This is a genomic window from Terribacillus sp. AE2B 122 (assembly GCF_902497585.1).
Taxonomy (GTDB): domain Bacteria; phylum Bacillota; class Bacilli; order Bacillales; family Amphibacillaceae; genus Terribacillus; species Terribacillus saccharophilus_A.
Map to the genome: position 1 here is coordinate 104,067 of NZ_LR700943.1, position 25,005 is coordinate 129,071.

Annotated in this window: 25 protein-coding genes; 18 read left to right on the forward strand and 7 right to left on the reverse strand. The window is 43.9% G+C overall.

Translation table 11 applies throughout. The features are described 5' to 3' along the window. The first annotated feature begins 4 nt into the window (after positions 1–4). The gene (locus AE2B122_RS05825; RefSeq protein ID WP_175073355.1) at positions 5–1,018 is read left to right on the forward strand and encodes a methionine ABC transporter ATP-binding protein; all 1,014 of its coding nucleotides are present in this window, start codon (positions 5–7) and stop codon (positions 1,016–1,018) included. Further along, complete coding sequence (locus tag AE2B122_RS05830; RefSeq protein ID WP_095219164.1) at positions 1,015–1,677, forward strand: methionine ABC transporter permease; 663 nt, start codon at positions 1,015–1,017, stop codon at positions 1,675–1,677. The genes AE2B122_RS05825 and AE2B122_RS05830 overlap by 4 nt, the downstream gene beginning before the upstream one ends. Before the next feature lie 43 nt (positions 1,678–1,720). Here the strand turns inward: AE2B122_RS05830 and AE2B122_RS05835 are convergent, their stop codons facing one another. Further along, positions 1,721–2,719, reverse strand: coding sequence for an inorganic phosphate transporter (locus AE2B122_RS05835; protein WP_095219165.1), 999 nt, complete (start codon positions 2,717–2,719; stop codon positions 1,721–1,723). Positions 2,720–2,729: 10 nt separating this feature from the next. Beyond that, a complete protein-coding gene (locus tag AE2B122_RS05840; protein ID WP_175073356.1) occupies positions 2,730–3,347 on the reverse strand; it encodes a DUF47 domain-containing protein in 618 nt (205 codons plus the stop codon). A gap of 185 nt (positions 3,348–3,532) precedes the next feature. Here AE2B122_RS05840 and AE2B122_RS05845 point away from each other — a divergent pair, with 185 nt between their 5' ends. Continuing rightward, positions 3,533–3,829 (forward strand): HesB/YadR/YfhF family protein, encoded by a 297-nt coding sequence (locus tag AE2B122_RS05845; RefSeq protein WP_095219167.1) that lies wholly within the window; start codon positions 3,533–3,535, stop codon positions 3,827–3,829. A 39-nt stretch (positions 3,830–3,868) separates the two neighbouring features. Here the strand turns inward: AE2B122_RS05845 and AE2B122_RS05850 are convergent, their stop codons facing one another. Beyond that, positions 3,869–5,113 carry a M20/M25/M40 family metallo-hydrolase gene (locus AE2B122_RS05850; protein ID WP_175073357.1) on the reverse strand — a complete coding sequence of 415 codons (1,245 nt, stop codon included), beginning with the start codon at positions 5,111–5,113 and terminating at the stop codon, positions 3,869–3,871. Between the two features lie 211 nt (positions 5,114–5,324). Here AE2B122_RS05850 and AE2B122_RS05855 point away from each other — a divergent pair, with 211 nt between their 5' ends. From AE2B122_RS05855 to AE2B122_RS05915, 13 genes are all read left to right on the forward strand, one after another. Further along, on the forward strand, positions 5,325–6,134 hold the full coding sequence (locus AE2B122_RS05855) for a basic amino acid ABC transporter substrate-binding protein (RefSeq protein ID WP_175073358.1): 810 nt from the start codon (positions 5,325–5,327) through the stop codon (positions 6,132–6,134). A 78-nt stretch (positions 6,135–6,212) separates the two neighbouring features. After that, positions 6,213–6,926, forward strand: coding sequence for an amino acid ABC transporter permease (locus AE2B122_RS05860; RefSeq protein ID WP_095219170.1), 714 nt, complete (start codon positions 6,213–6,215; stop codon positions 6,924–6,926). Beyond that, positions 6,865–7,587, forward strand: coding sequence for an amino acid ABC transporter ATP-binding protein (locus tag AE2B122_RS05865; protein ID WP_175073359.1), 723 nt, complete (start codon positions 6,865–6,867; stop codon positions 7,585–7,587). The genes AE2B122_RS05860 and AE2B122_RS05865 overlap by 62 nt, the downstream gene beginning before the upstream one ends. 688 nt (positions 7,588–8,275) lie before the next feature. After that, the gene (locus AE2B122_RS05870; protein ID WP_175073360.1) at positions 8,276–9,052 is read left to right on the forward strand and encodes an ABC transporter ATP-binding protein; all 777 of its coding nucleotides are present in this window, start codon (positions 8,276–8,278) and stop codon (positions 9,050–9,052) included. Beyond that, positions 9,039–9,854: an ABC transporter permease gene (locus tag AE2B122_RS05875; RefSeq protein ID WP_175073361.1), complete on the forward strand. Its 816-nt coding sequence runs from the start codon at positions 9,039–9,041 to the stop codon at positions 9,852–9,854. Before AE2B122_RS05870 ends, AE2B122_RS05875 begins: the two co-directional genes overlap by 14 nt. A gap of 10 nt (positions 9,855–9,864) precedes the next feature. Then, on the forward strand, positions 9,865–10,872 hold the full coding sequence (locus AE2B122_RS05880; RefSeq protein ID WP_175073362.1) for an ABC transporter substrate-binding protein: 1,008 nt from the start codon (positions 9,865–9,867) through the stop codon (positions 10,870–10,872). Positions 10,873–11,044: 172 nt separating this feature from the next. After that, positions 11,045–11,845, forward strand: coding sequence for a zinc transporter ZupT (gene zupT, locus AE2B122_RS05885; RefSeq protein WP_095219175.1), 801 nt, complete (start codon positions 11,045–11,047; stop codon positions 11,843–11,845). A 68-nt stretch (positions 11,846–11,913) separates the two neighbouring features. Next, positions 11,914–12,864 (forward strand): aminopeptidase, encoded by a 951-nt coding sequence (locus AE2B122_RS05890; RefSeq protein ID WP_175073363.1) that lies wholly within the window; start codon positions 11,914–11,916, stop codon positions 12,862–12,864. Between the two features lie 115 nt (positions 12,865–12,979). Next, positions 12,980–14,104, forward strand: a complete 1,125-nt coding sequence (locus AE2B122_RS05895) for an ABC transporter ATP-binding protein (RefSeq protein WP_095219177.1) — start codon at positions 12,980–12,982, stop codon at positions 14,102–14,104. Positions 14,105–14,178: 74 nt separating this feature from the next. After that, positions 14,179–14,697, forward strand: a complete 519-nt coding sequence (locus tag AE2B122_RS05900) for a YfiT family bacillithiol transferase (protein ID WP_254593432.1) — start codon at positions 14,179–14,181, stop codon at positions 14,695–14,697. 105 nt (positions 14,698–14,802) lie between these two features. Next, a complete protein-coding gene (locus tag AE2B122_RS05905) occupies positions 14,803–15,588 on the forward strand; it encodes an SDR family NAD(P)-dependent oxidoreductase (protein WP_095219179.1) in 786 nt (261 codons plus the stop codon). Positions 15,589–15,617: 29 nt separating this feature from the next. After that, complete coding sequence (locus tag AE2B122_RS05910) at positions 15,618–16,517, forward strand: NAD(P)/FAD-dependent oxidoreductase (RefSeq protein WP_175073365.1); 900 nt, start codon at positions 15,618–15,620, stop codon at positions 16,515–16,517. 201 nt (positions 16,518–16,718) lie between these two features. Further along, positions 16,719–17,588 carry a sugar phosphate isomerase/epimerase gene (locus AE2B122_RS05915; RefSeq protein WP_175073366.1) on the forward strand — a complete coding sequence of 290 codons (870 nt, stop codon included), beginning with the start codon at positions 16,719–16,721 and terminating at the stop codon, positions 17,586–17,588. Between the two features lie 250 nt (positions 17,589–17,838). Here AE2B122_RS05915 and AE2B122_RS05920 read toward each other — a convergent pair whose 3' ends face one another. The 4 genes from AE2B122_RS05920 to AE2B122_RS05935 are packed head-to-tail and all read right to left on the reverse strand — an operon-like array spanning position 17,839 to position 23,018. Beyond that, on the reverse strand, positions 17,839–18,990 hold the full coding sequence (locus AE2B122_RS05920) for a mannitol-1-phosphate 5-dehydrogenase (protein ID WP_175073367.1): 1,152 nt from the start codon (positions 18,988–18,990) through the stop codon (positions 17,839–17,841). Continuing rightward, positions 18,990–19,421, reverse strand: coding sequence for a PTS sugar transporter subunit IIA (locus tag AE2B122_RS05925; RefSeq protein ID WP_095219183.1), 432 nt, complete (start codon positions 19,419–19,421; stop codon positions 18,990–18,992). The genes AE2B122_RS05920 and AE2B122_RS05925 overlap by 1 nt, the downstream gene beginning before the upstream one ends. 2 nt (positions 19,422–19,423) lie before the next feature. After that, a complete protein-coding gene (locus tag AE2B122_RS05930) occupies positions 19,424–21,508 on the reverse strand; it encodes a BglG family transcription antiterminator (protein WP_254593459.1) in 2,085 nt (694 codons plus the stop codon). Positions 21,509–21,530: 22 nt separating this feature from the next. Then, the gene (locus AE2B122_RS05935) at positions 21,531–23,018 is read right to left on the reverse strand and encodes a PTS mannitol transporter subunit IICB (protein ID WP_095219185.1); all 1,488 of its coding nucleotides are present in this window, start codon (positions 23,016–23,018) and stop codon (positions 21,531–21,533) included. A 315-nt stretch (positions 23,019–23,333) separates the two neighbouring features. Between AE2B122_RS05935 and motA the strand changes: the two genes are divergently transcribed. Together motA and motB are read left to right on the forward strand one after the other, a co-directional pair. After that, the gene (gene motA / locus AE2B122_RS05940; RefSeq protein ID WP_095219186.1) at positions 23,334–24,128 is read left to right on the forward strand and encodes a flagellar motor stator protein MotA; all 795 of its coding nucleotides are present in this window, start codon (positions 23,334–23,336) and stop codon (positions 24,126–24,128) included. Then, positions 24,125–24,937 (forward strand): flagellar motor protein MotB, encoded by an 813-nt coding sequence (gene motB, locus AE2B122_RS05945; RefSeq protein WP_175073369.1) that lies wholly within the window; start codon positions 24,125–24,127, stop codon positions 24,935–24,937. The genes motA and motB overlap by 4 nt, the downstream gene beginning before the upstream one ends. Positions 24,938–25,005 lie beyond the last annotated feature (68 nt).

Below are 25,005 nucleotides of genomic sequence, written 5' to 3' on the forward strand. Positions count from 1 at the left end.
CAATATGATTGAACTGAAAAATGTATCGAAGACCTTTACCACGGGCAAGAAGAAAGTGGAGGCGTTGAAAGACGTCTCCTTGAAAATAAATAAAGGTGAAATCTATGGCGTAATCGGATTCAGCGGAGCAGGGAAAAGTACCCTGATCCGCTGTGCCAATTTACTGGAGCGTCCCACTGAAGGCGAAGTATTCATCGACGGTGTAGATCTTACTAAGCTTAAAAAATGGCAGCTTCGTAAAGCAAGAGGGAAAATCGGTATGATATTCCAGCATTTTAATTTGCTGTCGACAGCAACAGTTTATGAGAACATTGCTAGACCGCTGAAGCTTAGTAAAGTGCCGAAGCATGAAATTAAAGAACGTGTTGATAAATATCTGAAGATTGTAGGTCTGGAAGAAAAGAAAAATGTCTATCCGGCCCAATTATCAGGTGGTCAGAAACAGCGGGTAGCTATCGCAAGGGCACTTGCTCAAGAACCTGAAGTGCTGTTAAGTGATGAAGCAACAAGTGCTTTGGACCCGAATACGACGTCTTCCATTCTTGAACTGCTGCTCAGAGTGAACAAGGAACTTGGCATCACTATCTTCCTGATTACACATGAACTGGATGTCATCCAGCGTATTTGCGATCGTGTTGGTGTTATGCACCATGGAGAACTGGTGGAAGAAGGATCCGTTATCGATGTCTTCACCAAACCGCAACATCCGCAGACACGGAAGTTTGTCTTTGATGATGCAAATTTCCAAGTTCCGGACAGCGTGAAGAAAGGACTTTCTGCTACAGGGCGTCTCGTTTCACTGACGTTTATCGGAGAAGCTTCGAATGAGCCGTTTCTTGCAGCGATTACAAAGAAATTTGAAGTTGTTCCAAGTATACTGGCGGGCGGAATCGATCAGCTGAAAGCTAGCTCCGTTGGTAAATTGCTTATCCATTTGCAAGGAGATCCAGCAGAAGTGGAGAAAGCAATATCGTACTTGGAGTCGCAGCACGTAACGGTTGAGGAGGTGGCGTCATGATTGAGTTCTGGACAGAATGGGGCACTGACATCACCGAGGCATTTTGGCAGACACTGCTAATGACAGGTATTTCTTTAGCTATTTCAATCCTGATTGGATTGCCATTAGGTATTTTACTGGTCATGACAAGAAAAGGCGGACAAGCAGAGAACCGGGTATTTTATTCAATAGTGAATACAATCATCAATGTTATCCGATCTATTCCTTTCATCATCCTTTTGTTCTTGCTATTGCCTCTGACAAGAGCCTTGGTCGGAACTACAATAGGTGTTGAAGGAGTTATCCTTCCGCTTGTTGTCTATACAGCGCCTTATATTGCGCGTTTAATGGAGTCAGCATTACTTGAAGTGAATAAAGGAGTCATCGAGGCTTATGAATCGATGGGAATTTCCACAACTAAAATTATTTGGAGCGTTATCATAAGAGAAGCCAGATCAACGATGATCCTTGGTTTGACGATTGCGACAATCGGTTTGATTGGAGCCACAGCAATGGCGGGTCTTGTCGGAGCTGGCGGTCTTGGAGATTTGGCATATCAATATGGACATTTGCGTTTCGAGCCTGTCGTTATGTATGTCGTTATCATCATCCTGATCATACTTGTACAGGCAATGCAGACATTCGGAAATGTGTTAGCAAGACGCTTGCGAAAAGATTAAAAAAAGCACGCTTGGTTAATTCCAAGCGTGCTTTTCGTTATATTTAAAAGAAAATGTTCAAGATGTAATAAATCAGACCACCCAGACAAGCTGTAATCGGCAGTGTAATGAACCACGTGATGATCATGCGTTTCGCAGTACCCCAGTTAACACCTTTACGTCGGTGAGCTGCACCAACCCCCATGATAGAGGAAGAAATAACGTGCGTTGTACTTACTGGCAAGTGAATAAAAGTGGCACCGAAAATGATGAAGGCTCCAGTCAAATCAGCTGCAACGCCGTTCACTGGACGGATCTTCATGATCTTACCGCCAACAGTTTTGATGATTTTCCAGCCACCTATTGAAGTACCAAGTCCCATAGCAGTCGCACAGGCAGCTTGAACCCAGAATGGAATATCAGATGTTGTATGCAGACCTGCTGTAATTAACGCCATCGTGATGATTCCCATTGCTTTTTGGGCGTCATTCGTACCATGGGTGAATGATTGCAGTGCCGCAGTAAAAATCTGTACCCGACGGAAATTCTTGTTCGTCTTCGGTAAGTTCTTTTCCCGGAAAATTAGCTTGATGATGTTATATAATATGAAACCTACAACAAAAGCCAAAATCGGAGAAATGATCAATGCTTGCAAGATCTTTAGGAATCCGTCTAAATTAAGAATAGCAAATCCGCTTGACGCAATGACTGCACCTGCAAGAGAACCAATGATGGCATGGGAAGAACTGCTCGGGATTCCGTAATACCATGTAATCAAGTTCCATGCAATTCCTGCAATCAAGGCAGCTAGGATAACGACAGAGCCGTTGACAATGTCGTTAGGATTTGCGATATCACTAGTGATTGTTTTAGCAACTCCAGTAAAAGTCATGGCACCAACGAAGTTCATGACTGCAGCCATGATAATAGCATGTCTTGGTTTCAAGGCTTTTGTCGAAACAGATGTTGCGATAGCATTGGCAGTATCATGAAATCCGTTGATGAAGTCGAATGCAAGAGCGAAAATGACAGTTAGAATAGTTAATACTAATAAAACATCCATTGTTTACGCCTCACGAATTCTTCATGATGATTGTCTCAAGATTGTTCGCAACAGATTGGCAGCTGTCTGCGATTTCTTCCAGGATGTAGTACAACTCTTTGTACTGAATTACCTTGATTGGATCTTTTTCGTTCTGGAATAGCTGTTTCAAGGATTTACGGAAGATTGTGTCACAGTTTTGCTCGTGTTCCTTGATTTTTATTGCATGTTCTTGGATTTCTTTTAATTTGTTGTGAGAAAGTAAATCGATTGTAATCAAGATTTCTTTTGCACAAGCACGAATTTCTTCTGTGAATTGATCGATGAAGCTATCGGAAGAATAGATGCCGTATGTATCCATCATTCCAGAGAATTCTTCTATTCCATCAAGTACATCGTCCAAGCTGTTCGTAAGCTGAAGGATGTCTTCGCGCTCGATAGGTGTGATAAAGGCGTGGTTCAATTCCTTGATGATCGTATGTACAAGCTGATCACCCTTTGTCTCAAATTCCTTCAATTTATTGGAGAACTCGGATAAAGTCGCTGCATCCTTCACTTTATACGTAACAAAAAAGTCAGCTGTCTCATCAATATTCTTTGCTATATCGGATAAAAGCAAAGAGAATTTGTCTTGTTTCTTCTTGAACATTACAAAACCTCCGAATGGTGTTTAAATAGGGATGTTCCCGGGAACATATAATGATAAATTTTTGTAAACTATCCTCTAGAGATTGTAAACTTTTTATTAATAATTATCAATGTTTTACTTTGATTTTTGTCGAATGAGGTACACTTTGTCACTATTTGTTATAGTTGTATAGAAGGGGTGAAATTATGCAGATCTCCATTACAAAACCCGCATCAAACTGGTTTGTTCAAGAAATGGACCTTGAACCTGGCAGTGCTGTGCGTTTTTATGTTCGTTATGGCGGAATTGGCGGCATTAAAGAAGGATTTTCACTTGGTATTACTGCGGAACAGCCAAATGACCCAATTACGACCGAGGAAGTACAAGGAATCACATTCTTCGTCGAACGATCAGATGCATGGTATTTTGAAGGGGTAGACTTGAGTGTTAAGTATTCACGTAAGTGGGACGATATCCAATACGAATATCCTCCGCATAATTGAAAAAATGAGCAGGGGCCATAAGAGGCACCTGCTCATTTTTTAGTTTCGGACAGGAAGCATGGAAGCGACAGAATCTTTTATGCCAACCATTCCAAGCAGGGCAAGCAGAATTCGCTGCGGGCCGTAAAAGGCATCAGTCGGATCGAAGAACTCCTCCAGCGTATGGTGTCCACCGCTGTTACCGCCACCGCCGAGTGTAAGTGCAGGAATACCCAGGCTGATCGGAACATTTGCATCGGTACTTAGCGGTTCTTCCCGTTCGACCTCAATTCCAAGAACTTCAGCAGCTTGCAAAGCAATATGACGAATCGGGGCATCTTTTGGCTGGCTGCCTGCAGGTCTGTCTCCAACCACCTCTGTCGTAACTGAAATGCTGCCCGGCTGCTGTCGTGCTTCGCCTTCAGCTTGTGCTGCTTCTTCAATAATTGCAAGTGCATTAGCCTCTAACTCTGCAAGAGCATCACTAGAAACAGAACGTAAATCCAGCTGAAATCCTGCGTGCTGGGCAATAGTATTGATGGATGTACCGCCATGAATCGTGCCTACATTATATGTTGTCTTCGGATCTTTAGGAACAGTCAAATCTGCTAACGCAGCGATCGCGCGCCCTGCTGCATGGATGGCACTTGAAGTACCGAAATCTCCAAAGCTGTGTCCGCCTTTTCCTTTGAAGGTTACGTTATAGCGTTTACTGCCGACGCCGCAATAAATCAAGTCACCAGGAGCACCTGGCTCCACAGAAATGAAGCCATCCACATATGTATTGTCCCGGAAATATGCTTTCATACCGCGTAAATCGCCTAGACCTTCTTCGCCGACATCAGCGAGAAAGACGATATCTCCTTCTGTTTCGATCTTATTTTCTTCCAAAGTACGCAACAAGGTCAGTAATACTGCTAAACCACGTCCGTCATCACCGATTCCAGGAGCGTAGACGATTCCTTCTTCTACTTTGGCTTTCACATTTGTACCTGCAGGGAAGACGGTATCCAAATGAGCTGCTATAACAACCGTGGGTCCGCTGCCGCTGCCTTTTCGTATGCCATATACATTTCCTTCGTCATCAGTCTTTAAGTCTTCCAAGCCGAATGCTGCCAGTTTCTCCTTAAAAAAGGATGCACGGATTTCTTCTTTGAATGGAGGCGCCTCCACTTCCGTTACTTCTATCTGATCCCTTGTCGTCTGTTCATTATCTTGCTTGAGAAAATACAGTGCGTCGCGTACTTGCTGCAGATCCAAAAGCTGCTCGAATTCCTTTGCAAATACCTTGCTGGATGATGTCATATATTCCCCTGCTTTCCTGTGGTATACGTGTACTGTAACACAAAATCGCAATATACTGACAATTTAAAATGCGTAAATAGTCGAAAAGTAACGATTTGTTCTAATTTTATATTTACAAGGCATAAGATGTTATGTAAAATAAATGAACCAGAATGAATAATTATAGATTTTATTGTAAGTTTACAATATAGATAGAAAAGGGAGATCAACTATGAAATCAGTAAAAAAGCTTATGGCAGCTGCTGGACTTGTTAGTGTTTTATTCTTAAGTGCATGTATATCTAATAACGAATCAAGCGGTTCTGGCGGTGAGGAGAAGCTTACTATCGGAACAGAAGCAACTTTCGCTCCTTTTGAATCAATGGAAGGTGATAAGATTGTTGGATTTGATGCAGATTTGCTGGATGCGGTTATGAAAGAAGCAGGTCTCGATTATGAATACGAAAACACTGGCTGGGATCCAATGCTAGTCGGAGTAGATGATGAGACGCTGCAAGCTGGAATGGCTGGTATTACAATAACGGATGAGAGAAAAGAAACATATGACTTCTCTGCGCCTTATTTCGAAGCAACACAGGTTATCGCTGTACCGGAAGGAACGGATATTCAATCAGCCGAGGATCTTCAAGGGATGAAGATCGGCGTACAGAACGGTACTACTGGTGATGAAGCTGCACAGAAACTCGTTGGGGAGAACAGCAGCGATCTTTCTAAGTATGATTCATCAGCAGCAACTATGATGGCATTGCAAAACGGTGACGTAGAGGCTGTAGTGACCGATATCGCAGTAGCTCAGCATTATGTAAAAAATAATCCTGATGCCAATCTTACTTTAGTTGAAGATGACGAGAACTTTGATCAGGAATACTACGGTATGCTGCTTCCGAAGGACAGTGAGTATAAAGAACAAATAGATAAAGCTATTCAAACGATCATGGAAAACGGAACGTATGAGGAAATCTATCAAGAGTGGTTTGAAGGCACACCGGATATCGAAGCGCTGGAAAGCGCACAGCCATAAGAAGAATCATATAGCGTAACGAATAACCGTTACGCTATATTTATGTTTTGATTTATCAGCTATACTGAGGTGAGAGAAATGGATTTTAGATGGGAAATCATTAGCGAATATTTACCTTTCTTTATGAGAGGTCTCGGATATACAATCCTGGCGTCCTTGATTGGATTCCTCGTTGGGGCTTTAATTGGATTAGTGATCGGGATGGGGAAAAGCTTGTCTAACCCAATACTTCGGCTGCCGTTCATTTGGTATGTGAATATTTTCAGAGGTACCCCGCTGTTAGTACAGATCTTTTTGATTCACTTTGCGGTGATGCCGATTTTCATTAAGCCGCCGGAGCCGCTTATATCATTAATTGTTGCATTGGCATTGAATTCAGCAGCTTATATTGCAGAAATCTTCCGCGCTGGTATCAACTCCATCGATAAGGGGCAGCGAGAAGCTGCATATAGTCTTGGAATGAACCATGCACAGGTGCTGCGGCATGTCGTGCTGCCGCAGGCATTCAAACGGATGATTCCGCCGCTTGGCAACGAATTTATTGTGTTGGTGAAGGATTCTTCACTTGGAGCTGTCATTGCTGCACCGGAACTGTTCTACTGGGGAAGAGTAGCAGTTGGAGCGTATTCGAGAGTCTGGGAGCCATATTTGGCGGTTGCCGTTTTATATTTCGTTGTTTGTTTAGTATTATCATATGTACAGAGCTTTTTAGAAAGGAAGTATGCGACAGATGATCAGCGTAAAAAACCTAAAAAAGTCGTTCGGCGATCTCGAGGTGCTGCGGGACATTAACGTCGAAATAGAGGAAAAAGAAGTAGTCGTCGTTATCGGCCCTTCCGGTTCCGGGAAGTCCACTTTCATTCGGTGTCTCAACCGAATCGAGGATATTACGGGTGGTCATGTTTATATAGAAGGAACTGATATCTCTCAGAGAAAAGTGAACATCAATAAAGTGCGGACAGATGTTGGGATGGTATTCCAACAGTTCAACCTGTTTCCACATAAGACAGTAATGGAAAATATTATGCTTTCTCCGATGGTCGTCCGCAAGTGGAAAAAGCAGGATGCGGAAGAAAAGGCATTATCACTGCTTCGAAAGGTCGGTTTGGAAGATAAAGCTGGCGTATATCCGGAATCGCTTTCCGGAGGACAAAAGCAGCGTGTGGCTATTGCCCGCGCCTTGTGCATGGAGCCGAAGGTGATGCTCTTCGATGAACCAACATCTGCCCTAGATCCAGAAATGGTCGGAGAGGTGCTTGAAGTCATGAAGCAGCTTGCGAACGAAGGCATGACAATGATTGTTGTGACGCATGAAATGGGCTTTGCGCGCGAAGTCGGCGATCGAGTGCTATTCATGGATGGCGGTTATATCGTAGAGGAAGCAAAACCGGAGGATATTTTCAATAATCCGAAGGAAGAACGGACAAAGGCTTTCTTAAGTAAAGTATTATGATAATTACAATGCTGGGAAAAAAGTAATCTAGCTCATTAAAAACCGAAATTTAGGGGAAATCTGAATTGATATCGCCCTAGAGTTCGGTTTTTTTGTTTTTTATTATATTTCGTAGAAGGATTCTATGGTTTAGGAAAATACACTCGATAAGCGCAGGCAGTATACGGAGACTCCCGCGTGAAGAAGGCCTAGGTGAGACCCCGGAGTGCGAAGCGCGAGGAGGCTCACCAGCCGCCCGCAGGAAAGCGGAGATTCTGCCGAAGCGGCTCCTCCATCTATAAAACTTCTGTTAGGTTCTTATCCAGAGTGAAAATCATGTTGTGACTATTGTGAATCAGTCATGTTTTTTTATAAAAAGGATGTCAAATTACCTTACAAGATTACTGTTATCCTATATTTCCTATGCTAAAGTAAGGGTAAGATTTTCGGGTAACAAACGAACTGTAACCAATAGGCAACATTCGTCATGTTCTCGGTTAATCCCTCTCATTTGCAAGCAGAATGCATTGTTCGGCTTGTCTTACAGCTTGTACAGGTGATATGTTGCGTGGCATATCCGACTGTGCAGGCTGTTTTTTTTGTGCTTTTTGCAGAAATAAGGAAAATTGTGCTGGACATGCTATAAATTTGTAATCATTTAGCACACTCCTGCGTATGATGGGTCTATAGAAATGACAGGAGTGGCGCAATGTATAAATTAAAGGTCGTTGATGCTAGCAAGATATTCAGACGCGACGGACAGGAAGTTGTTGCATTGCAAGAGACAACAATGCAAATACCTGCTGGACGCTTTGTCGGTATTATTGGCCCCAGTGGCTGCGGCAAGTCGACACTCTTTAATATGATTGCCGGGCTTATCAAACCGACCACTGGAAAAATCCTTTTGGATGGGCAGAATATTGTCGGTAAGAGTGGTTATGTTGGTTATATGCTTCAAAAAGATCTGCTGCTGCCATGGCGGACAATCTTGGATAATGTGATTCTCGGTTTGGAAATCAAGGGTGTTTCGAAACGAGAGGCAAGAAAGAAGGCACAGCCATTACTAGAAAGATATGGTTTAAAGGGATTTGAAAACAATTATCCGCCAGAGTTATCAGGCGGTATGAGACAGCGGGCAGCATTATTGCGAACGCTGCTTTATGACCAGGATGTTATCCTGCTTGATGAACCATTCGGGGCACTGGATGCACAGACAAGGCTGCAGATGCAGGGGTGGCTGCTCCGTATTTGGGAAGACTTTCAGAAGACTATTCTATTCATCACTCACGATATAGATGAAGCTATTTACTTATCAGATGATATTTATGTTCTGTCCCATCGCCCCGGCAAGCTGAAGGCAAAGATTCACGTGGAATTGGAGCGGCCGCGCGGGGAAGAGACATTGCTGTCGGACAATTTCATATCATTAAAGCAAAAATTGCTGGATTTGCTTAGAGAGGAACCGAAAGACAATGGCACAACCTGAAAAGAAACGATACATCGAGGATGAGAAAAAACGCCAGCAGCGAATGAAGCGAATTGTTTTTGGCGGTCAGATTGGTCTTGGGATACTGGTGATTGTACTATGGGAGGTTCTGACACGATACGAAGTGATGGATCCTTATTATTGGAGCAGTCCAAGCACAATCTATGAAACTGCCAAGGTCGCCTTTTTGGAAGGCTCGCTTTGGGATGATTTAGTCTATACGTCGCTTGCCACACTTGCTGGCTTTGTGTCAGGAACGTTTTTTGGATCATTGATTGGACTGTCTTTTTGGTGGTCTGCTTACTATTCCAGAATATCTGAACCATACCTGATTGCTTTCAATGCGATACCGAAGCTGGCACTTGGTCCAGTCATCGTCATTCTTTTCGGCATCGGGTTCTTTTCCAAAGTGATGCTCGCCTTCCTGATGACTGTCATTGTCACTGCACTGGCAGCTCATAGCGGAATCAAAGCAATTGATAATGATCTGGAAAAGCTGCTCTATTCCTTAGGAGCAAAACGCAGACACGTGTTTATGAAAGTAGTTGTCCCGACAACGATGCCTTGGATTGTCAGCAGTCTGCGAATCAATATCGCATTGGCGCTTGCAGGGACAATTGTCGGAGAATTCATCAGTTCCCGCCAAGGGATCGGCAGGATGATCCTTTATGCAGGACAGATTTTAGATATTGACCTTGTTTGGGTAGGTGTCGTTGTATTGTCTCTATTATCTATGCTCATGTACGCAGGGACAGTCAGTTTAGAAAAGTTATTGCTTCGCGGTCAAGAGCCGAAACAATAGGAGGTGTCCAATGAGTAAAGTACGGTTGTTTGGTGTTATTTGTTTGGCAGTTTTGCTTGGTATTCTGGCAGGATGTACGGGTGGCGGTGAGGAAGAGAAGCTGAAGAAAATTACTATTGCAGAACCAGTGCATTTGACTGGCTACCTGCCACTGTATGCAGCAATCCATGAAGGATATTTTGAGGAAGAAGGACTGGATGTAGAAGTAGTAACCGCAACTGGCGGAGCGCACGTGACAACCGTTGTAAGCGGAGATGCCTGGGGTAATATCGCTGGTCCGGATTCGAATGCCCTTGCTAATATTGATTCTAATGACCCAATCGTATCAGTCGTTAACGTTGTTAACCGTGCTAATGTCTACTTGATGGCAGACGGAGACACACCTCCCGCAGGAGCATCAGAGGAAGAATTGGCAGCTTACCTGGAAGGAAAAACGATTGCAGCTGGACGCTACGGCGGCAGCCCTAACTTACTGACGCGTTATTTAATCATGGAACTTGGCATGGAGCCAGGTAAAGACGTTTTGCTTGAGGAGCCTGCCGATGCAAGTGCAGTCGTATCGTTAGTAGAGAATGGTCAGGCGGATATTGCCAATGGAGCGGAACCTCAAATATACGAAGGTATTGAAAAAGGGGTTTGGAATGAACCTTTCTATGGGTTTCCTAGTTTAGGAGATTATCCGTACAGCGTTATCAGTGTAAAGCAATCCACTATCGATGAGGATCCTGAAACTGTCCAGAAATTTGTAGAAGCTATTACAAAGGCTTTAAAAGCGGTGGATGAGGATGAAGAGCTGGCGATGCGGGTATTAAAGAAGGAGTTCCCTACAACAGAAGAAGCGAGCCTGCAAGCATCACTGGATCGAGCATATGCTGATGAGCTATGGAGCAAGGATGGCTATATAACGGAGGAAGCAACTGATAAGACGATGGATGTAGTGACGAAGACAGGTGTGTACAAGGGAGATTATAAATACGAAGAGCTGGTTAATATGGAGTTTGTCGAGGCGTTGGAATAAATTGTGGCTGGCAATTGATGCCAGCTTTTTTCTTGGAAACTTAGGCAGGACATCGCCATATAGTATGGATGGAAAGGGCTTTTTCATGTTTAAAAGTTTCTACTAGGAAACTTTATTGTTATAGTGCATAATAAGAGAAATAGAGAATGACAGCAGAACAAGGAGGGCAATGATGGACGAAAATGTATTACTAGCCTTAGGTTTGACTTTGATGGCTGGCCTTGCAACAGGTATAGGCAGTCTGATGGGATTTTTTACTTCTACAACAAATACAAAATTTCTATCACTCAGTCTCGGGTTTTCTGCCGGGGTAATGATTTATGTCTCGATGGTCGAAATCTTCATAAAAGCGAAAGACGCTTTAACTGGTGCCATGGGCATCCAGGCAGGTAACTGGGCAACTGTTGGGGGATTCTTCGGCGGAATGCTCCTCATTGCCCTAATCGATAAGTTGATACCTAAGCAATCAAATCCCCATGAAGGCAAGAAAGTCGAAGAGATGGATAATCCGACACAGAATCAGGCCTTGCTCAAAATGGGTACTTTCACTGCATTGGCTATCGCCATCCATAACTTCCCGGAAGGTATTGCTACCTTTACGTCTGCCTTGCAGGATCCTTCACTTGGGATAGCGATTGCCATTGCAATCGCCATCCACAATATTCCGGAGGGGATTGCTGTTGCAGTGCCAGTCTACTTTGCGACGGGTAATAAGAAGAAGGCTTTTGGTCTTTCTTTCTTATCTGGTCTTTCGGAACCAGTAGGAGCTGTTCTTGCTTACCTTGTTCTAATGCCATTCTTGAACGACATCATGTTCGGAGTTATCTTTGCTGCTGTGGCGGGAATCATGGTCTTTATCTCACTTGATGGTCTGCTTCCAGCTGCTAAGAAATACGATGAAGGTCATACATCCATTTATGGATTAATCAGCGGCATGATGGTAATGGCTGTTAGTTTGCTTCTATTCATCTGAATCAGAACCCGTCTGCTTAAGCAGGCGGGTTCTTTGTGTATAATAGGAAGAAACAGGAGGGATACCCTATGGGAAGTAAATTAGTGGAGAATAGCAGGAATGTATTGAGGAGCAGTCTGGCACTGAAAAAAGAAGAAACCTTGCTTATCGTCACAGATGACAGTAAGAAGGAACTGGCGGAAGCACTCTATGCAGCTGGCAGATCAATCGGATCTGAAACATTGCTGCTTGTTATGCAAGATAGGGAGAAGTCCGGTCAGGAACCGCCGAGCGGTGTGACAGAAGCAATGAAGCATTGTGATGTGGCTGTTTGTATTACGGAGCATTCCATCACACATACACAGGCAAAAAAGGATGCAGTAGCAGCTGGAGTTCGCGTGGCGACGATGCCTGGTATTACATATGATATGTTTTTGGAAGGCGCAATAAGTGCAGATTACGATACAGTTGAAAAAATGACCTTTGAGGTAACGGAAAAATTGAGCCAATCAAAGCAAGTAATAATCAGAAAAGATGGGGAAGAGCTAAGCTTCTCTATCCAAGGCCGCAGCGGCGTACCAAGTACCGGTATCTACCGGGAAAAAGGACAATCCGGAAACCTGCCTTCTGGTGAAGCATTCATTGCGCCCTTGGAAGGTACAGCTTCAGGACGTATATGGATCGATGGCTCAATTTCTGGTTTAGGCAAGCTGGATGAACCGATTCTCCTTACAATGGAAGAAGGAAGTTTGACAGCTGCTACCGGCAGGCAAGGAGAGATGCTGCTGCAAATGCTTGGGAATGGTGATGGCCGCAATGTAGCTGAATTCGGTGTCGGTACGAATGAAAAAGCCCGAATCACTGGCAACGTCCTGGAGGATGAGAAAGTTTATGGGACGATTCACATCGCTTTTGGCAGCAATAACACCTTTGGAGGCACGATAGCTGCTGGTGTCCATATCGATTGCGTTGTGAAAGCTCCGACAGTTTATTTGGATGATGCATTACTTTTGGAAGAAGGATACATGAAGCGCAGCTAATGCTGCGCTTCTTAGCATATCGCACAATAAAAGCGCTTACATTTTGTGCAAGTGACAAATGGAATTTAAAGACGAAACAAGGTAAAGTAAAGATATATAAAAGGAGGCGCTTACATTGGCTAAAATACAGTTGAAGAATATCCAGAAAGTCTATGATAAGAACGTTATGGCAGTTGAAGATTTCAACTTAGAGATAGATGACAAAGAATTCATCGTTTTCGTTGGTCCCTCCGGTTGCGGGAAATCAACGACTTTACGTATGATTGCTGGTCTGGAAGAAATCTCAGGCGGTGACTTCTATATGGACGGAGAAAAAATGAACGATATTCCGCCAAAGGATAGAGATATTGCAATGGTATTCCAAAACTATGCGCTGTATCCTCATATGAACGTATACAATAATATGGCATTTGGTCTAAAGCTGCGTAAATTCAAAAAGGATGAAATTGATAAGCGTGTCCAGGAGGCTAGCCGGATTCTTGGTTTGACAGACTACTTAAACAGGAAGCCGAAAGCCCTTTCCGGTGGTCAGCGTCAGCGGGTGGCACTTGGACGTGCGATTGTACGTGATGCGAAAGTATTCCTCATGGATGAGCCGCTTTCCAACTTGGATGCGAAGCTGCGGGTACAGATGCGAGCAGAAATCCAGAAGCTGCATCAACGCTTGCAGACTACCACTATCTACGTAACACATGACCAGACAGAAGCGATGACGATGGCAAGCCGCCTTGTTGTCATGAAAGACGGCATCATCCAACAGGTAGGTGCACCGAAGGACGTTTATGATAATCCAAATAACATGTTCGTAGGCGGCTTCATCGGTTCTCCATCTATGAACTTCCTCAACGTGACGATCCAGGAGGGCAAAGCAAAGCTTGGAGATGTTACATTCCAGCTTCCGCCGGCTAAAAAGAAAATGCTGCAGGAAGCAGGCTATGGCAACGGAGAGGTCGTGATGGGAATCAGGCCGGAGCATATCCACGATGCAGATTATGAAGAAAGCCTCGCCCATGCTCATGAAGTGGAAGCAACAATCGATGTAGTCGAATTGATGGGTGCTGAGAGCTTCCTTTACGCAGACATGGCTGGCCAGGAATTCGTTGCTCGTGTTGATGCCCGTTCGGATATCAAGGGCAAGGATAAGCGGACGCTATTGTTCGATATGGAGCAAGTACATTTCTTCGATAAAGAGTCAGAAGCCCGAATTACCGAAGCAAACGCTGCTTCACAAGTATCCTGATATGTAGACTGTGCCCAATTGGGTACAGTCTTTTTTTATGGTAAGATTATCTAAATTAAATACAGGGGAGGGGTTTGATGGACAAAAGATTTCCTATCGGTCAGTTTCAACAGGAAGGCACTATATCGGAGGAGCAAATAAAGCGGTGGATAGAGGAAATAAGTCAGCTGCCAGAGCAGGTCATATCGCTAGTGAAGGGGCTGTCGGAATCAGAACTTCTGCATACATATCGGGAAGGCGGCTGGAATATTAAACAGCTTGTACATCATGTAGCTGACAGTCATCTCAATTCCTTCATCCGTTTCAAATTGGCGTTGACAGAAGAAAGTCCAATCATTAAGCCATACGAAGAAGCAGAATGGGCCAAACTGCCAGACTATGACATGCCTCCACAAACTGCTTTGGACCTGCTTGCATCCATACATCGTAAATGGGTTGTTCTGTTGCGCGCGCTTACTGCTGAACAGCTGGAGCGAACATTCCAGCATCCGGAATCAGGTGAAGTAAGCTTGAAGGAGAATATCGGAATATATGCTTGGCATGGCAAACATCATTTGGCTCATATTCGCTTGGCGCTGGAAAGCCAGGACTAACCATGGAAGAGTATCCTACACGGATACTCTTTTTTAATGAACGGGGTTTTACTTCGGGATCAGTAAGGAAATAACTAGTAGATAGATGAAGGAGTGGATGACGGGATGGACGCATCTTTGAATGGGAAAGTAGCGGTTGTGACTGGAGCTGGATCTGGTATCGGAAAGGCAGCTGCAATTATGCTCGCTGAAAAAGGTGTTCAGGTAGGGCTGTTTGATATGGACGCTTCTGCTGTAGAGAAAACAGCAGCCGAAATCAAGACTGCTGGAGGTGCGGCGATAGCAGCTAAAGTCGACGTAGCAGATAGCATGCAGCTGCAACAGGCGTACATGCAAGTGCTTAAAAAGTTCGGACAACTGGACATCGTTTTTGCAAATGCGGGTATCAATGGAACACTTTCTCCTATTGAACATTTACCTGAAGAAGATTGGGACAAGACGCTTGGAACGAATGCGAAGGGGACATTCTTGACGGTCAAGTTCGCTATCCCTTACATGAAAAGCAATGGCGGAAGTATTATCATCACAAGTTCGATAAATGGCAATCGTACGTTCTCGGGTTTCGGGATGAGTGCGTATAGTGCCTCAAAAGCAGCAGAAACTGCCTTCGGTAAAATGGCTGCATTAGAATTATCAGCTTATCGAATTAGAGTAAATGTCATTTGCCCAGGTGGAATCGAAACGAATATTGAAAAACGGACGAAGAAGGATGAGGAGCATCTGGCAGAAGTGACGATTCCTAAAATCTTTCCCAAAGGTCAGCACCCATTAAAAGGAGAGCCTGGAAAACCAGAGGACGTAGCTTCTATTGTCTGCTTTCTGGCATCGGATGCTTCCGGTCATATGTCAGGGAGCGTTCTTTATGCGGATGGCGCAGAAACATTGCTATAGGTGCAGTTTAATTAATAGGAGGCAAGTAAATGTATGATGTAATTATTGTAGGCGGCGGAATTGCAGGTATTCAAGCTGCAATCCAGTTCGGCAGATACAAGCGAGATGTACTAGTTTTGGATAAGCGAAATGATGGAAGATCGCATTGGTGTAAAAGCTACCACAATTTGATCGGCTGGCCAGAGGGTGTTTCAGGAAATCATTTGCTTGAGCTTGGCAGGAAGCAGATCGACTCGTATGGCTGTATAAAGATCGAACAGCAGGAAGCAGTAGAAGTGGAGAAGTGGAAGGAAGGCTTCACAGTCAAAACAGCAGACGGGCATACGCATGATACAAAACTTCTGTTGTTTTCCACTGGAATAACAGATCGGATACCAATCAAAGAACTGTATCCGCTGCTTGGCACAGATGTGTATGTGTGCCCAGATTGCGATGGATACGAAATCAGCGGAAAGCGGACTGTTATAGCTGGTACAGGAGAAGCAGGGGCTCATTTAGCCATTATGCTCTCTTACTGGTCAAACGATATTGTCTTTGTGAATCACGAGCAGGAGCCCGTGTCCGAGGAAACGTTCGAGGAATTGAAAAAGAACTCAATCGAATACTATGATCAGCCGATTCAGGAAGTCGTACTAGACGAAGAGGATCAATTGGAAGGTTTTATAGTAAATGGTGAAAAGCTGTGGGCGGAAAAAGCTTTTGTCGCCTTCGGTAAAAATCGAGTGAACAGCAAGCTGGCAGAATCACTTGGTGTGGAGCTTCATAAGAACAAGCATATCGAAAATAATCCCCGCACTAAGGAAACAAATGTAGAAGGTGTCTGGGCTGCCGGAGATGTGACGGTACATTCCGAGCAGGTGAGCATCGCAATGGGTGATGGCATGCAGGCAGCTATTTGGATGCAAAAGCGTTTATTGAAGACAAAATGAAAAGATTGATCATAACGTGCCTGATTACAGATTTAATCTGTGGTCAGGTTTTTTCATGCGTTAATCATATACATCCGCTATAATGTGAATTATCTAGCTTAGATCAAGCATGCATGTGTTATAGGCATTTCTTCACTTCTGATGTTCAGTGCTTCAAAGCATGGTTTTCTTTAAAACAGCATATAAAAGGAGTGTAATAAAGTGAAGTTTTCTATTTATTCAGTAATGACTCCGGATATCACGCCTGAAACATTGATTGCCTATTTGAAAGACACCAACTACACAGCTGTAGAGTGGCGGTTCAGTGAAACACCGGCTGACTTTAAAAGTGAAGAACCGAGTTATTGGAGGAATAACCTGTGTACAATTTCCCCCTCGATAACGGACTATGACATACAAGTTTTAAAAGATAAAGCAGAAGATAGCGGCATTAACATGTTAAGTGTACTTCCATACTTAACTGCTGGTGACTTGGAGTCAACAGAACTCGCGCTGCAGGCTGCTAAAAAACTAGGTGCTTCCACTATCCGTGTTGGGATTCCTGTTTATAATCGTTCCCAGCACTATAAAGAGTTATTTAATTCTGCGTTAAGGTATTTAAATGAAGTTGAGCAGATGTGTAAACATTATAAAGTAAAAGGATTAGTAGAGACACATCACCACACAATTGCACCTAGCGCAAGTATGGCATATCAGTTAGTTTGTTCATATGATCCTGATAACATCGGAGTTCTGTATGATCCCGGTAATATGGTGCACGAAGGTTATGAGAATTACAGAATGGGGCTAGAATTGTTAGGCGATTATCTTGCACATGTACATGTTAAAAATGCAATCTGGCAGAGGGGACAAACACACACGGATGGAACTGTTGATTGGTCCGTGCAGTGGGCACCAATCGAAAAAGGAGCTGTGAATTGGAAACAAGTACTTCTTGATCTAAAAGCAGTTGGGTATGATGGGTATGTCGGTATGGAGGATTTTAGTGCATCCATGCCTACAGTAAAATCGATCAAACACAACATTGAAACAGTTCAACGATTCGTTGCGGAGAGTGATAGTGCTTACTAATTGAGTGGCAGGAACTATTCTGCCAGTCTAACATGAAAGAGTAATAAAGATGGAAAAAGGTTTGTATATTATGGATCTTATATTCTGGAACTTCCACATGTTGATTCGGGCTTGTGTAAAGGCATGCAGAGGTTTTGAATATATTTATCGTTAATTTGAGATGCATTATGAAGTTAATGAAATATATAGCGTAAAAAAGAGAGTCTATCCGTTCAGAATGGAACGGATAGACTCTCTTTTTGGTCACGCTTTATGCTCTGTCTTTTTGTTGGTTATATTTTTCAATTGCTTTTGCAACTAGTTCACTGTCTTTAGGCTGCCCGCTAATATGTGACAGCGTTGAAGCAGCTCCTTCAGACTTAATGCGTTCCTGCAATTCTTTCGCTTCATCGTCGTCTTCTGGATCGAATTCCAATGCATAAGCGATAGTAGTAAGCAGCGCATCAGCTGATTTGCCTTGCTCTAACAATGATTGTGCTGGATAGACTAATCTATCCTTCGGACCAAGCTTGCGGATAGGGCCACGACCCACGCGTGTTACCAAATCGGAAATATACGGATTCTGGTAACGCTGAAGGATCTTTGTAATGTAGTGAGTAAGGTCTTCTTCCTCAAAGTCCCATTTTTCCTGCAATAAGGAGCTAGTTTCTTCTAGTGCCTGTTTAGCCAGATTCAGAATCTCTTCATCATTAATAGCATCAATGATGGTGTCATAGCCTTTGGCATATCCTGCATAAGCAATAGCAGCATGACCTGTATTAACTGTCAGAAGCTTCCTTTCAATATAAGGCTCCAGATTATCAACAAAGGTAATTGCTTTGATGTCTGGTAGTTCGCCCTGCCAGTTTTTCTTTTCCACAACCCATTCGAAGTAAGGTTCTACCTGGACTGTCAGCAAATCCTGCTGCTCCTGTATCGGAACAATCCGATCTACAGCAGCATCGCAGAATGCTGTATAGCTTTCTACATTTTCCATGTCCTGCTCATCGATGTGAGAGATGACGAACTCGCGTAGCTGGCTGGAGCCGCGGATCATATTCTCACATGCAATAACATGGACCGGTTTAGGCTGTTTTGCACGCTGAACAAGTCCCTTGGCAATTACAGGTGCAACATGAGGTAGGATAGATGGACCTACCGCAGTTGTAACAAGATCAGCTTCTGCAATTGCTTTGATGACTGCTTCTTCTTCTGTGGCACTATTCAAACCCGTAACACCGGTTATCGTTTCAGAATGTGCTTCTTCCTGTGCGTAGACGACTTCATATTGCTGCTTTTCTTTCAAAGCAGAGATGATGTCACTGTTTACATCAGCAAAAGTAACATGTACATCGGCGTGAGAAAGAAGGGCACCGATAAATCCTCTGCCGATATTGCCGGCACCAATGTGTACGCTCTTCATTACGCATCAACCTCAGAGAACATATCAATGATCTCTTGCTTGCTTGTTGCATTCACAAGCTTTTCGATGTTTTCCTCTTCTGAGCAAACGATAGCAATTTGCGAAAGGATATCCAAATGTTCATTGTTTTTACCGGCAATACCAAAAACAAGCTTTACTTCATTGCCATCGAATGTAACGCCTTCTGGTGCTTGGATGATAGAGATACCGGAAGCGATGACCTCGCCCTTAGCATCTTCTGTACCATGCGGGATAGCTACGAAATTACCCATATAAGTTGACGTTAATGCTTCTCGTTCGATCATCTTATCCACGTATGTTGCATTAACATAGCCATTATCCACAAGAATTTGGCCGGCTTTCCGGATAGCATCTTCCTGATTGTCCAATTTTGTGTTCATTAAAATATTAGCTTCTTGTAATACTTCCATGATTACCCTCCTAAATGATCTGTGAATTGTTGGATGTGGGCAGTGAGCAGCTGCGCCAATTCCTTGCTGAGTGCCTCATGATCCGCAGAACGAATCATGTGCTGAATATGCTCTTCTAATATTAGAATACTGATCTTACTAAACAGGTCGTAACAGCTCAAAGGCAAATTGTCCGGTGCAGCAAGGATGAAGAGACGGTCAGCCTCCATCACTTGATTGTCCATCCCCTTGATTATGATAGGGGAGGATAGCGCCATCATCCAAAATGCAGGCTGTTCGATTTCTGTGCTACGGCTGTGATACAAAGCCATTCTTGTATCAGGGATACCCATTCCTCCGAGCTCATCCCGTTGTCTGAGAAGGGAAGCAAGTGTTCCGTATTTTTTTATGACAGCGTGTTCAGCTGCAAGTTGATCGATATGAGCGAACAAATCTGTCTGCAATTGATATGTTCCATCAATCATAAAGTTATTCCATAAGGTGCGGCTCACCGCTGTCAATGTCTGCAATTCTTTTAGTTTTGAATCGAGAGCTGAAACTGTCGGAAATGCTGCTGGTATCTCTTTTACAGGTGCTGCCTGCTTTCTTTTTTTATAGATAGTCGGGAGTTCCTGTTGAATAAATGCATCCACCCGTTTGACATCCGGTCCAGGCAACAGTGGATTGACAAGCAAATACTGGCGGTGGAATTGATCAAGGCTGATTGTTGATATAAGTAAATCAAAACTTTCCAATTCCATGTCCTTCAACTCTAGGAAGGATGACAGCGACACCTGCGTGATCTCGGGGAATTCATTCTGCAGCCTGCTGGCAAGCATCTTAGAAGTACCGATTCCGCTTGCGCAAACGACTAAGGCATGCAAACGTTGTCTGCTGCGCTGCCGCTCTCTTGCAGAAGCGAAGTGCAGTGCCAGAAAGGCAACCTCTCCCTGTCCGAAACGAAAAGTTGGAAACACAGTTTCAAGGGCTTGCCGGACAGCTGAGACAACTTCTTGATAATCCTGTTCAATCTTCTCTGTAAGCGGATTGTATGTTTGAATTCCTTCTCTTGCCCGGCTGATTGCTGGTTCGATATGGGCAAGCAACCCAGCGGTAAAAGTTTCATCCTTTTCCAGCTGCGGCAGCTGTATCGCAGCAGCAACCAGCTGGATGAAAGCTTGTACTTGCAGCTCGAATAGCGGGTCAGAACGATGTGTTGTTTCGTTCCGCTTCGCTCCTTGGATCTGAACAGCAATATAACCGATCTCCGAGGCTGAAAACGTAACAGAGAAGGTAGTTTCCAATTCCCTGCTGAGTGCGGTGGCAATCGTATATTCTTCCGTTTTTTGTAAAGATTCCAGTAAAGGCGGGGATAGGGTGACGAATTTAGCCTGCTTTATTCTTTGGATCGTAATACTGATATACGTAATAAGCGCGACATAAGCATTATCTGCAATGGAATAAGATAGCTTGGTTAAATGATCCATTACGTATTTTTCCACCATTGTCATACGCTGATTCTTAATGATATTTTGAAGGAACTGATGCAAATTCTGTTCCTCATGATCATTGGTAAACGTATAAATAGATGCTTGATCCAGCTGCTCCATCATGAGCTGAACGAGTACCTTCCTTTTTTCGTTCTCTTCACCATCGAGCTCAACTCCAACACCGCGGCGCCTTATGATGGACAGCGAATAATCGGCTAGCCTGGCTTCCAATGCATCCAAATAAACGGATAAGGCCGTCTTCGATAATTGCACTTCATTTGCCAAATAAGCTACTTTAACAGGTTCACTAGCTTCAACCAGTAAATAAAGCAAATGGAGCAGCCGCTCTTCCTGGGTCGTATCTACCTCGACCGCATCACGCAGCTGCTCTTGCAATGCTTCCATCTGATCCCTTTCTCCTTCAACCCGAATACCAGATCCAGTAACGCGCAGCAGGGACAGCTTATTCTCAGCAAGTGTTCGTTCCACTTGCTTCAATTCCCGGTGAATAGTTCGAGAGCTGACATGTAATAGCTCTGCCAGCTCTCGAATGGAGATGAATTGGTTTCTGGACCGCAGCAATTGCAGGATTATTCTTCTTTCTCTGCTGCTCACCATTTCCAAATCAATCACTCCTTACTTATTGATGCTTCTTAAGGTTCTCGATCAGTTCTGCGTACCTCGGACTGTTCAAGAAGTTTTCCACTGAGATATGCTCAGCGTCCGGACGTTTGTTGCGGGCACGGTCCGTCAGATTCTTCTGTGTGATGACGATGTCAGCATCATTCTGGATATTGGAGATGGCTGCATTATCAACCTTGATTTCGGTCAAGCCAGCATCCTTCATTTTCTTACGTAGAAGGGAAGCTCCCATTGCGCTTGATCCCATTCCGGCATCACAGGCGAATGTAATTTTGTTTACATTGCTGTAGTCGAAAGAACCGTTGTTATTGTCTTCTTGCTGTGCATTTGTATCGAGTGTTTCTGCGGCCTCATCTGTCGCGCCGCCAGATTGGTTAATACCAACTGCAGCTGCAGGTTTTGTGCCTTTCATTTCTTTAGACTTCGCAGTTGCTTCTTCGATATTCGTATCTGCGGCGATCGGGCTGCGTTTCAGGACGACAGCGGAGATTGCGAATGATACAGCAGTTGCACCGATGATACCGATTGCCAAGCCAAGGTAATCACTAGGGTTACCCATTAGGAAGATGGCGATAACGCTACCTGGTGAAGCTGGTGAGCGAAGACCAACATCCAATAGAGAGAATAGAAGAGTTCCTGTTACACCGCCGCCAATTGCAGCAACGATAAGGAAAGGCTTCATTAAGATATACGGGAAGTAGATTTCATGAATACCCCCGAAGAAATGGATGATTGCTGCACCTGGTGAAGATGCTCTTGCGCTTCCTGTACCGAAAAACATGAAAGCAAGCAATATTCCGAGTCCCGGTCCTGGGTTTGCTTCAAGCAGGAATAGGATGGATTTTCCTACTTCAGCTGATTGTTCAATTCCAAGCGGTGTAAAGACACTATGGTTGATAGCGTTGTTCAAGAACAAAACTTTCGCTGGTTCAATCAAGACGTTTACAAGTGGCAGAAGACCAAGTCCAACGAGCCAGTCGACACCAGAAGCCAATACATTTGTTAAACCTTCAAGAAGCGGACCTACAAAATAGATTGCACCAATAGCGAGTGCACCGCCGATGATACCGGCAGAGAAGTTATTGACAAGCATTTCGAAACCGGAACGTACTTTAGAACCGACATACTGATCAAACAATTTGATGGCATATCCGCCGAGCGGACCCATTGCCATTGCTCCAAGGAACATCGGAGTATCCGGTGAACCTACAATTGCCCCCATGGTGACAATGGCTCCGACAACCCCGCCTCGGAAATCGTGTACGAGACGTCCGCCAGTGAAACCGATCAATAGTGGTAATAGATAAGTTATGGACGGGCTTACAATTTGTGCGATTGTTTCATTTGGAAACCATCCGTCAGGAATGAATAAAGCGGTAATAAGACCCCAAGCAATAAATGCACCGATGTTTGGCATAACCATGCTGCTCAAATATGAGCCAAACTTTTGAACACGAGCGCGGACACTGGCTTTTTCCTGTGCCATGCTTTTTCCCCCTTTTATATGTGAAAAATAATGAATAAAGTAGTGCTTGCTTCTATCTTACGTGTTATGTATGCGATTTCACAACAGAAACAAACACCACCTTTGTCACGTGTCTTCCTGCCAACTGTGTCTAATGCAATGTTTTTAGCTTAGGTAAATGGCCGCAGAATATACTGTCGAATACAATTATGACACTTTTGTTACTGTTTACCTTCTCTACTGGAAAAGAAACGTAAAGTTTATGAAAAAGCATACAGATTTTATAATTGCATCCGATATTAATGGTAATCAAACTTTTTTAGGAGAATGGAATATATGGATAAATCATCAATCATTGGTGTTATATTGGGCTTGGTTGCCGTCGGAGTCGGTATGGTATTGAAGGGTGTAAGTCCTGCAGCACTTATTAACCCAGCTGCCATACTAATAATCATTGTCGGAACAGCAGCTTCTGTTGTACTGGCATTCCCGGGAAATGAATTGAAGCGATTCCCTAAGCTGCTTGGTGTTGTATTTAAGAATAAACAGGAATTCGATACGAAAGAGCTTGTCCGTATGTTCTCGGAATGGTCGCAGATCAGCCGGAAAGAGGGACTGCTGGCATTGGAGAACAGTGCTCGTGATGTAGAAGATGACTTTCTTCGGAACGGTTTAAGCATGGCAGTTGATGGAGAATCACCTGAATATATTCGTAATGTCTTAAATGAAGAGGTCGATGCGCTGGAAGATCGGCATGCGATTGGTGCATCCATTTTCACACAGGCTGGAACTTACGCACCGTCATTAGGCGTTTTGGGAGCTGTTATCGGTCTTATTGCAGCACTTGGTGACATTTCTGATATCGATAAGTTAAGTCACGCTATTGCTGCTGCATTTGTTGCAACATTAATGGGGATTTTCACAGGTTATGTCATCTGTCACCCGATCGCTAACAAATTAAAACGGAAAACACAGCAGGAAGTGCAGCACAAGCTGCTAATGGTGGAAGGCATCCTTTCTATCCTGGAAGGTGAAACACCGCGAATGCTCGAACAAAAGCTGCTCGCTTACTTGCCAAGTAAGGAAAAAGCTGAGTTTGCTGAGGCTGAAGAAGAGGAAGTGGCAGTATGAGCCGGAAGCGCAAGCACAAAAAGCATGAAGAACATGTGGACGAATCCTGGCTGCTTCCGTATGCCGATCTTCTGACCCTGCTGCTGGCGCTTTTCATTGTCTTGTTTGCTACCAGCTCAATCGATGCGCAGAAGTTCGCTAAGATATCTGACTCTTTCAGTAGTATCTTGCATGGCGGAGAAGGATTATTGGAATCCAATACAAGCATGACCCCAGGAAACGAGACTAGTTCAACTGTTATCGATCAGAATAATGAAGAAGAAAAGAAAGAGGAGACAGTCGCATCTGAAGAGGCTGATAAAGAGAAAGCTAATGAAGCAGACTTGGAAGCAGCCGAACAAGAAGAGCTAAAGAAAATCCAGGAGAAAATCGAGACATACATCAAGGATAAAGATCTGAGTGATAAGTTTTCAACTGCATTGACAGATGAAGGCTTGCTGCTGACGATCAACGACAATGTCTTGTTCAATTCAGGCAGCAGTGAGGTCAGTGTAAGTGATGAAGAGATTGCAAGAGAAATCTCAGACTTGCTAGTGATGAATCCGCCGCGAGAAGTAATAATCAGTGGCCACACAGATGATGTGCCGATCAGTACATCATCGTATAATTCCAACTGGGAGCTCAGTGTGATGCGTTCTGTCAATTTTATGAAAGTCGTATTAGAAAACACGGAGCTTGACCCGCGCTGGTTCAGTGCAAAAGGGTACGGAGAGTACAAGCCGATCGCTTCAAACGATACAGCAGAAGGCAGGGAAAAGAACCGCCGAGTGGAAGTGTTGATTTTGCCTCGAGAAGCTGAAACAGAGTAACAGTCCTTTAAGGGCTGTTATTTTTAGTATGGAATGAAAATGCTTACATAAGAATATGGAAATAAGGT

Excerpts from the sequence above, each read along its gene's own strand:
- AE2B122_RS05910 (WP_175073365.1), top strand. The coding sequence starts at position 15,618 with ATGTATGATGTAATTATTGTAGGCGGCGGAATTGCAGGTATTCAAGCT.
- AE2B122_RS05825 (WP_175073355.1), top strand. The coding sequence starts at position 5 with ATGATTGAACTGAAAAATGTATCGAAGACCTTTACCACGGGCAAGAAG.
- AE2B122_RS05840 (WP_175073356.1), bottom strand. The coding sequence starts at position 3,347 with ATGTTCAAGAAGAAACAAGACAAATTCTCTTTGCTTTTATCCGATATA.
- motB (WP_175073369.1), top strand. The coding sequence starts at position 24,125 with ATGAGCCGGAAGCGCAAGCACAAAAAGCATGAAGAACATGTGGACGAA.
- AE2B122_RS05880 (WP_175073362.1), top strand. The coding sequence starts at position 9,865 with ATGAGTAAAGTACGGTTGTTTGGTGTTATTTGTTTGGCAGTTTTGCTT.
- AE2B122_RS05930 (WP_254593459.1), bottom strand. The coding sequence starts at position 21,508 with ATGGTGAGCAGCAGAGAAAGAAGAATAATCCTGCAATTGCTGCGGTCC.
- AE2B122_RS05845 (WP_095219167.1), top strand. The coding sequence starts at position 3,533 with ATGCAGATCTCCATTACAAAACCCGCATCAAACTGGTTTGTTCAAGAA.
- AE2B122_RS05920 (WP_175073367.1), bottom strand. The coding sequence starts at position 18,990 with ATGAAGAGCGTACACATTGGTGCCGGCAATATCGGCAGAGGATTTATC.
- AE2B122_RS05830 (WP_095219164.1), top strand. The coding sequence starts at position 1,015 with ATGATTGAGTTCTGGACAGAATGGGGCACTGACATCACCGAGGCATTT.
- AE2B122_RS05905 (WP_095219179.1), top strand. The coding sequence starts at position 14,803 with ATGGACGCATCTTTGAATGGGAAAGTAGCGGTTGTGACTGGAGCTGGA.
- AE2B122_RS05835 (WP_095219165.1), bottom strand. The coding sequence starts at position 2,719 with ATGGATGTTTTATTAGTATTAACTATTCTAACTGTCATTTTCGCTCTT.
- AE2B122_RS05865 (WP_175073359.1), top strand. The coding sequence starts at position 6,865 with ATGATCAGCGTAAAAAACCTAAAAAAGTCGTTCGGCGATCTCGAGGTG.
- AE2B122_RS05855 (WP_175073358.1), top strand. The coding sequence starts at position 5,325 with ATGAAATCAGTAAAAAAGCTTATGGCAGCTGCTGGACTTGTTAGTGTT.
- AE2B122_RS05935 (WP_095219185.1), bottom strand. The coding sequence starts at position 23,018 with ATGGCACAGGAAAAAGCCAGTGTCCGCGCTCGTGTTCAAAAGTTTGGC.
- AE2B122_RS05860 (WP_095219170.1), top strand. The coding sequence starts at position 6,213 with ATGGATTTTAGATGGGAAATCATTAGCGAATATTTACCTTTCTTTATG.
- AE2B122_RS05850 (WP_175073357.1), bottom strand. The coding sequence starts at position 5,113 with ATGACATCATCCAGCAAGGTATTTGCAAAGGAATTCGAGCAGCTTTTG.
- AE2B122_RS05925 (WP_095219183.1), bottom strand. The coding sequence starts at position 19,421 with ATGGAAGTATTACAAGAAGCTAATATTTTAATGAACACAAAATTGGAC.
- AE2B122_RS05870 (WP_175073360.1), top strand. The coding sequence starts at position 8,276 with ATGTATAAATTAAAGGTCGTTGATGCTAGCAAGATATTCAGACGCGAC.
- AE2B122_RS05890 (WP_175073363.1), top strand. The coding sequence starts at position 11,914 with ATGGGAAGTAAATTAGTGGAGAATAGCAGGAATGTATTGAGGAGCAGT.
- AE2B122_RS05875 (WP_175073361.1), top strand. The coding sequence starts at position 9,039 with ATGGCACAACCTGAAAAGAAACGATACATCGAGGATGAGAAAAAACGC.
- motA (WP_095219186.1), top strand. The coding sequence starts at position 23,334 with ATGGATAAATCATCAATCATTGGTGTTATATTGGGCTTGGTTGCCGTC.
- zupT (WP_095219175.1), top strand. The coding sequence starts at position 11,045 with ATGGACGAAAATGTATTACTAGCCTTAGGTTTGACTTTGATGGCTGGC.